This is a genomic window from Paenibacillus sp. IHB B 3415, from assembly GCF_000802655.2.
Classification (GTDB): Bacteria; Bacillota; Bacilli; order Paenibacillales; family Paenibacillaceae; genus Paenibacillus_AQ; species Paenibacillus_AQ phytohabitans.
The window spans coordinates 1-6,338 of sequence record NZ_JUEI01000148.1; the positions used below are offsets into that span (position 1 = coordinate 1).

The following is a 6,338-nucleotide window of genomic DNA, read 5'->3' on the forward strand; positions in this document are numbered from 1 at the left end:
GTTATACCCCTAGAGCAAACCACCCGTTGGACGGGTGGTCCTGATTGTTTTTTTGAGTTAAATACACGCTGTACTGGCGGAAATGTTGTACTTTTTGCAACTTGAATCGCAAGATACCATGGTGTTCGTGAGACTTGTTGTACAAATTACAACAATTGTCCCGCTAACCCGCTTGGAGGAGGAGAAATGCTGCTTTTTGTACAACAATTTCGAAATGGAACCGAAATAACCAGGGAAATGTTGTATTCTGTGCAGGATTTTTAAATTAAAAAATTTACGCAACAACGTCGGCTGCCCGGGAAGTCCGCTTTTTCACTGAGGAGCAGGCTGGATGAAGGAATGAGTTGATTTTTATTAGAAAAAGTGAACCCTCCCTCCACTCTTGAGGTCAAATATAGTGAGGTGAACCCATTGGAACTGGATGGATTGGAGCAGGCGGAGGCTATCAGTGAAGAGCAGCTGCGGCAGATAATGAAGCTTTATGGGGAAGATGTGTGGAATTATATTTATTTTCTGACCAAAAACAGTGATCAGGCGGATGAGCTCACGCAGGAGGTGTTCATCAAATGCTATTACCGGATCAGAACCTACCGGGGAGCTTCCTCGCTCAAAACCTGGCTGTTCACGATTGCCCGCAATACGGTGTTCTCCTACCGCAAATCGCGGTTTTTCCGCTCCGGGCTGTGGGGCGGGATGCAGCCGTTACCCGCTACGGCTCAGGAGCGGCAGGATGCTGCGGGGCAGGCGGCTGTTACCCGTTCGGCGGAGATGGAATATCTCGGTAACCGGCAGGTGGATGAGATCTGGAGCATGATAATGAAGCTGCCGGATAAGCTGCGTGAGGTGCTGGTGCTTGATCTTAAGGCAGAGCTGTCGGTCCGGGAAATCGCTGAGCTGATCCGGATATCCCCTGGTACTGTCAAATCGAGGCTGCACCGCGCACGTCATAAAATCCAGGACAAACTAAGGAGGATGGAGTAATGGATAAGCGTGAACGGGAGCCGCAGTGGTATGAGCTGGCCCGTAAAGGCCCGTTTCCGGAAATGAAATTTACGGAAGAAGCTGCTGGCAAGGTGGCACGGCAGATTGGAATGGACGGTTCCTCACTAAACCAGGTGCTGTCATCCGGCCGGCGGCGCAGGGTGATCCGCACGCGGATACTCTCCGCAGCCGTCATCCTCCTGTTGTTCGGAGCCGGGGCAGTCTATTGGGGAAGTGGCTGGTCCGGTCAGCGCGGGGGGTTTAATCCGTTACAGGTAAGCAGCGCCGGAATAATCGATCCGCCGGTTGCGGGCCAGGCTGATCTTACAGATGCCGGGCTCAGGGCGACTGCTGAACAGGTAATGCTTGAGCAGTTGGGAAAGCAGCTTCCCTTTGTGAACCTAGAGCAGCTCGAGGGGGAAGGAGAAACTCTGGCCGAATATAAAGATGGAGATAGTTTTGCTAAAATCTGGTTTAAAACAGAGACTGGCAAGGTAGTGCGGACGTATATGGATACCTTTTTCGCTCCTGAAGAAATCGATTCTAAATTCATTGATGAAGCGATGGATCAGCTTAGGAAAGCTGGTTACAAGGGAGAATTCACAGTTACCGCGCTTCACCATTCCGTCCACTACGGGACAAATGCTGATGAGCAGGGCATACAGACCGATGATGGTCTCATAGCGGAGGAAGGGCAGATTGATTACGAGAACGGCGTCTACCGCAGCTCGACCTTCAGAATGGGCGAGGGTGAGGTGACTGCGGAAGTGAAGCAGGCAGGTCTTAAGGCAATTAAGCTGCTTAGAGAACAGGGGACGGAGCGTCTATACTCCATCAAGCGCACAGTTGCGCAGAAATGGGATGTACTCGTTCTAACCTATGGAGAGAGTGAATATGGGGCTACTACAGTACTTATGGACTATGCTACACAAGAAATAATTCAAGTATTCGATATTTCACTCTACGATGAAAATTCATTCAGCTCCGCCGATCCAAACACGAATTTGCTGGATATGGATAAGACCAAGCTTCAGCTTGCGGCTGCTGCCATCGCCGATGAAATGTTCGGCATCCGGCTGGAAGACTACTCGGTGGCCAAGGAAATGTCGGGCATAGGTACGATTGCCTTCAAAAGCCCGGACGGAGCAACTGTAATTACCGGTTCGTATAATATGGACGGAGTCTTTTACATGATGCAGCAGACTGACGCTGTCGAATAATCTTTTAATATGAGCCCTGAATAGAATTCCTGATTTTCAGATGAATTAGTAGTGCTTTAACCAAGACGCACGCCCCGCCAGGGCGGCGTCTTTTTACTTTAATAGAACCTCCAGTTTTGATAACTATTTCAAGTATTGCTATACTAGAGAAATCTGAACTTTTACAGAAAAATGCAATAGATTTTACACAGATTTTCAATAAAGAGAGTAAGAGGGGATAGTATTATTATGAACGACAAGAAACATGCGCCGGTGCAGGCTCATTTCTATATCGTTATCGGACTGGTCTGGCTGAAGCTGCTGCTGCTGAGAGGTTTGTTTTTTGACCGGATTGCGTGGGAATGGATTGCTGCGGATATTGCCCCGGTGCTGCTGATGATGGGGGTGCTGGCTCTTATTACACCTGTGCGGATGAGGAAGGCCGTCTTCTGGAGCTTCAACGGTCTTTTGTCGCTGCTGTTCTTCGCGGCCAGTGTGTACTTCAACCATTTCGGCTCGGTGCCGACTTATCTGGCGCTCTATGAGCTGAATCAGGTGTTCCAGGTGAAAGAAAGCGTAGAATCTACGATTGAGCTGATCGATTATCTATTTTTTGCCGATCTGGTCATTATGATCATTCATTTGCTGTTCCGCAGATGGAAGAATGGTCCCGTACAGCAGCAGCGTGGCAGTCAGCCTTCACGCAGAGCCCGGAGAGTCTATCTGGTCGCCCTGCTGGTGGCTATTATCGGCGGCGGTTCGTTGTCGGCCTATTCCATTGATTCTGCACGCGGAATTACGAATGAGCTGGTTCAGGCGGAAAGCGCCGGATTTCTGAACTATGAGGTGGTTGCAGCGATCAAAGCCCAGGAGGATAACGGCCTCATCGGTACCGGGGATATCAATGAAACAATTGCCAAGGTGGAGGCGCTGGAAGCTGGTTATCCATACAAGGACATTCCAGGGGGACTGCCGGAGTATTTTGGATCGCAAAAGGGTAAAAATGTAATTGTAATCCAAATGGAGGCTTTTCAGAATTTCCCGCTGCATCAGTCACTGGATGGGCAGGAGCTGACACCGGTGCTGAACGGCTTGGCCGAAGAGGGCTTTTATTTCCCGCATGTCTTCCAGCAGGTCGGTCCGGGCAACACCTCGGATGCGGAGTTCATTAGCAACACCTCAATTTATCCCATTGCTTCGCTTGCGATGTCAACGGGCTTCGGGGACCGGGAACTGCCGGGCCTGCCGCGTCTGCTGCGGGATAAGGGGTATGAAGCTTACACCTTCCATGTGAACAAGGTTGGCTTCTGGAACCGTAATGAGCTGTACCCGGCGCTTGGCTTCAATGGCTACTATGATAAAGGGTATTTTAAAAATGATCACTTCAACGCCTTCGGGGCTTCGGATGAGCAGCTGTATGCTACGGCGGTGGAGAAGCTGGCAGCATTGCAGAAGAAGGGTACGCCTTTTTATGCCCAGCTTGTAACGGCCTCCAGCCATCATCCGTTCCAGATTCCGGACAGCTTCAAGAAGATTAAGGTTCCGGAGGATCTGCAGGGCACGATGCTGGGCGATTACCTGACGGCAGTGAATTATACGGATTATGCGGTCGGCACTTTGATTGACGGGCTGAAGCAGCAGGGCATGTGGGATGATACTGTGCTGGTGCTGTACGGCGACCATTTCGGCCTGCAGCCGAAGGATGTCCCGGCGGAGCAGGTGGAGGAAGCGCTCGGAACTCCGTATGATGACCGAATCAGCCGCTTTAATATTCCGCTGATTATTCATGTGCCCGGGATGGAGCAGGGACAGGCCGTGGAGCGGACCGGCGGACAGCTGGATGTGCTTCCTACTGTGGCCAACCTGCTGGGGGTATCGCTGAAGGACGAAGGCTTTACCGCTTTTGGGCATGATCTGCTGAACATTGACAGCAATGTGGTAGGGATGCGTTATTATTTGCCGACAGGCTCCTTTTTTAATGATGAGGTGATGTTCGTGCCCGGGAAAAGCTTCGCGGACGGAGAGGCCATCTCGCTGGATACGTATGAGCCGGTTGAGGATTTCAGTAAATATCAGACCGATTATGACTATATCCTGAAGCTGATGGGCTTGTCCGATGAATATGTGAAGCTGCTTCCGCAGCGCTAGGAGGAATTATGAAAAGACTATTAAAATCGGAATATCTCATAACCCTGGCCGGCTCTATATTGATCATCTACCTGCTGTTTATAAGACCATTCATTGGTGTTGCTGACAACGGCGATTTCCTGCGGATGATGAATACGATCGGTCTGAATTATTATGATGCTGCGGAGAGCTATGCCGACCGCTTTTTCAGCTTCAGTCATTCCAGATTTTCCTATGAAAATCTGTTCACGGGCTTTTATCCATCCTCGCAGATTCTGCTTGTGCTGATCCCGAGACTGCTCGCCGGGCTGGTTCACGGGAGTTATTTTGATATCCGCCTGCTGGGCGGCGTATATGCGCTGCTGCTGCTTGCCGCGACTTGGCTGATTGTGAAGCTGGGGGCCAAAAGCTCTTATATCACAGGACTGCTGCTTGGTGCGGCGCTGCTGTTTGTCTTCTATGACATTGGTTATCTGGCCTATTTCAATTCGCTGTTCGGTGAGCCGGTATCGATGGTGTTCATGCTGCTTACCTTTGCGCTGGGTCTGAGACTGACGGGGCAGGAACGGCCGACACCCAAAGAACTGACGCTCTTCTTCATCGCCGTGCTGTTCCTGATCTGCTCCAAAATTCAGAATGCACCCGTCGGCCTGGCGTTTGCGCTGATCTTCCTCCGTCTGCGGACACTGAATGGAACAGGCAGCTGGCGTAAGCTGGCGCTGCGGTTCTCGGTGGCAACGGCGCTCGTGTCCGTAATCATGTATGTGGCTGCGCCGAAGGAACTCAAGCATATCAACCTCTATCAGACGGTATTTTTCGGAATTCTGAACGAGTCGCCGGATGTGCGCGGGGATCTGCGCGATCTGGGGCTGCCGGAGCGGCTGGAAGTGCTGGCGGGTACGAATTATTTTCAGGGAGATACAGCGATCAAGCAGGATGATCCTTCGCTTACAACAGATTTCTATGACCGGGTATCCCATAAGGATGTGCTTTTCTTCTATATGAAGCATCCTAACCGGTTGATAGACAACATGAAATATGCTGCCAAGAACAGCATGTCCATCCGTCCCTATTATCTCGGAAGCTATGAGAAGAGTGAGGGAAAGACGGCAGGGGCCGTAGCCTATGCATACAGTGGGTGGAGTGAACTCAAAAATAATAATCTTCCTAATTCTCTAGGTTTCCTGGTCTTGTTCTATCTCGTTTATTACACGGGAGTGCTGTACCATTATTTCCGGTCGAAAGAACCGGCGGGGCGGATTGCCGGTGAACTGATGATGCTGCTAGGGCTGATTGGACTATTCTCGTTCCTGGTGCCAATCCTCGGCGATGGCCGGGCGGATATCGGCAAGCATCTGTTCCTGTTCAATGTCTGTTTCGATATGATGGCGGTAGCGATGTTTGGCTGGGCTGTGCATAAACTGGTTATGCTTTTGAAACCTGTTTTCGCTGCAAACCGTTAATTGACCCATTCCAGATTATAGAATACAATGTGTTTGGAACTTTAGTAAAAGAGTGGAAAATGGCTTGGAACAGCCTCATCCTACAAGGGGGCCGCTATGCGTAATGATGATTACAAGGACAAGATTGAACAGGCAAGGCAGGAACTGAACAAACTAGCCCTGGAACACGGGATGCAGGATGTAAGGGTGCTTCGCCAATCGGTGAAGCTGGATGCGCTCCTAAACGAATACAGCGATTGCAATACAGAGAAGGACGACCAGCTTTATTAGAGAATCAAAGAGCAGCTTTGTAAATTCAAAAGACACTTTAACGGCAGATGTGCCGCTAAAGTGTCTTTTTTGATTGTATAGGAAAATAAGATGCTCGTCTGTTGTGGATAAGTTTCTTTGGAATTTGAAGCAGGTCCGTCTGAAGGACAAATGAGTTCTTGTATCAGGAATTCCGCAGAATCCCCGGAAGCCGGAGGTTTGGAAAAACAAAGGGATAAATCCCTTAGATTCCGCCGGATGCGGGCCCAAGGCAGGAATGAGGGGCAAAAGTGCCCCTGAATCCGCCAAAAGTGGGCGG

At 50.3% G+C, this 6,338-nt stretch carries 5 protein-coding genes; all 5 read left to right on the top strand.

Going from position 1 to position 6,338, the window contains the following annotated elements; all coding sequences use genetic code 11:
- Positions 1-402 precede the first annotated feature (402 nt).
- The 5 genes from QW71_RS35425 to QW71_RS39525 all read left to right on the top strand — a co-directional run bounded on the left by QW71_RS35425 (position 403) and on the right by QW71_RS39525 (position 6,040).
- Complete coding sequence (locus QW71_RS35425) at positions 403-981, top strand: RNA polymerase sigma factor (RefSeq protein ID WP_306766094.1); 579 nt, start codon at positions 403-405, stop codon at positions 979-981.
- Entirely contained in the window at positions 981-2,201 is a 1,221-nt protein-coding gene (locus tag QW71_RS35430) for a hypothetical protein (protein WP_039310496.1), read from the top strand. Before QW71_RS35425 ends, QW71_RS35430 begins: the two co-directional genes overlap by 1 nt.
- A gap of 228 nt (positions 2,202-2,429) precedes the next feature.
- On the top strand, positions 2,430-4,328 hold the full coding sequence (locus QW71_RS35435) for an LTA synthase family protein (RefSeq protein WP_047014153.1): 1,899 nt from the start codon (positions 2,430-2,432) through the stop codon (positions 4,326-4,328).
- Positions 4,329-4,336: 8 nt separating this feature from the next.
- A complete protein-coding gene (locus QW71_RS35440) occupies positions 4,337-5,770 on the top strand; it encodes a hypothetical protein (RefSeq protein WP_052770574.1) in 1,434 nt (477 codons plus the stop codon).
- A 96-nt stretch (positions 5,771-5,866) separates the two neighbouring features.
- Positions 5,867-6,040 carry an aspartyl-phosphate phosphatase Spo0E family protein gene (locus tag QW71_RS39525; protein ID WP_081970240.1) on the top strand — a complete coding sequence of 58 codons (174 nt, stop codon included), beginning with the start codon at positions 5,867-5,869 and terminating at the stop codon, positions 6,038-6,040.
- The last annotated feature ends 298 nt before the right edge of the window (positions 6,041-6,338 follow it).